This window comes from Paenibacillus sp. P4_E11 (assembly GCF_056401635.1).
On record NZ_JBFUIX010000488.1, the window covers coordinates 1 to 1,326 of the forward strand.

At 43.7% G+C, this 1,326-nt stretch carries 2 protein-coding genes; both read left to right on the forward strand.

Features of this window, described 5'->3' with window-relative positions; translation table 11 throughout:
• Positions 1-807, forward strand: an 807-nt coding sequence (locus tag AC1DWB_RS35345; protein ID WP_477545737.1) for a recombinase zinc ribbon domain-containing protein, incomplete at its 5' end; no start/stop codon positions are given.
• 49 nt (positions 808-856) lie between these two features.
• Positions 857-1,326: translation initiation factor IF-3 (gene infC / locus AC1DWB_RS35350; protein ID WP_477545738.1), on the forward strand; the 470-nt coding region annotated here is incomplete at its 3' end.

Here is a 1,326-nt window from a genome sequence, read left to right on the forward strand (position 1 = left end):
GCACTCATCAAAGACGATCATGATGATATTGAGCCAATCATATCCGTAGAAACGTTTGAGCAAGCGCAAGAAATATACTATGGCAAAGTTCAATCCGTTTCCAATCGAGGTATTTATCGAGGTACTAGCGACTATGCAGGAATGATTATCTGTAATAATTGTGGAAGCACCTACACTGCGAATACTGGCAGGAATAAGAAACCTATCTTCAATTGTTCGGGGAAGAAGCGTAGAGGAATATCATTTTGTAATAATTCGAATATATCTCTGGTTGAGTTGGAACTTGAATTACAAGGACTGGCAGATCATGCACTTGCTCATTTATTCTCGATCAATAAGGAAGATTTGGTTCTACAACTTGAAGATAAGAGAGCAAAGCTAACCAACGCCATTAACCAACAGGACATGCAGTTAGTGTCTGAATTGGACGATGAGTTGGTTAAGATTAAAGAGAGGAAGAAGCGTCTATCAATGCTCTATGCTGGCGGTAAGATGGAGGAGGAAGTTTTAGACGAGTTATTAGATCAAGCTAATATCGAGATGCAAGAAATTGAGCAGAGGAAGGCAGAAGCCAGCAAAACCAATGCCGATATACTGGCTGAGAGAGAAGAATTAGATTTGATGATTTATGACCTTATGTATATGAAATTCAATTCAGATGTTTCAACTATTGCCGATGTTCTAAGGCATATCAGCAAGATTACAGTTATAGAGGGTAGCTTGTATTACAGGTTCAAAATGTTTGAGCATCTACCCGATGCAGAGCAATTTGAGTATAAAAATATGAGTATGCCATCTGATTGTTAGGTTGGACAGAGTAATTTTCACGTTGGGGTATAAACAGGAGGTAAATCAAATGCTCATTATGGATGAGAAAATAAAAGCATCAGAAGTGCTTTTGACAGGACTTGATGGGGAGAACCTTGGCATCGTATCGCGCGATGAAGCATTAAGAATGGCACGTGAACGAAAGGCTTCGCTGGTCTGCACCTCGTTAATGAGCAGTCCACCGCCTTGCAAGTTGATCGGAGCTGGTGCGGCCAAGCAGGAGAACCAACAGGCACGCAAGCGAGAGCGGGAACCGAAGGTGAAGGAGATTCGACTTACCCCGCATATCGAGGATCATGACTACGAGACCAAGAAGCAGCAGGCCGAACGAATATTGACAGCCGGYGACGCCGTACTGTTCGTGGTCCGCATCCAAGGAAAGGAAGGCGCCCGAGCGAAGGAACTGTTAGAACGGTTGTTGAAGGAGCTTAGCCTGATCGGACGCAAGAAGACTGGCATCCAGCTAAGCGGTAAGCAGGCCATGGTTCAATTGGATCC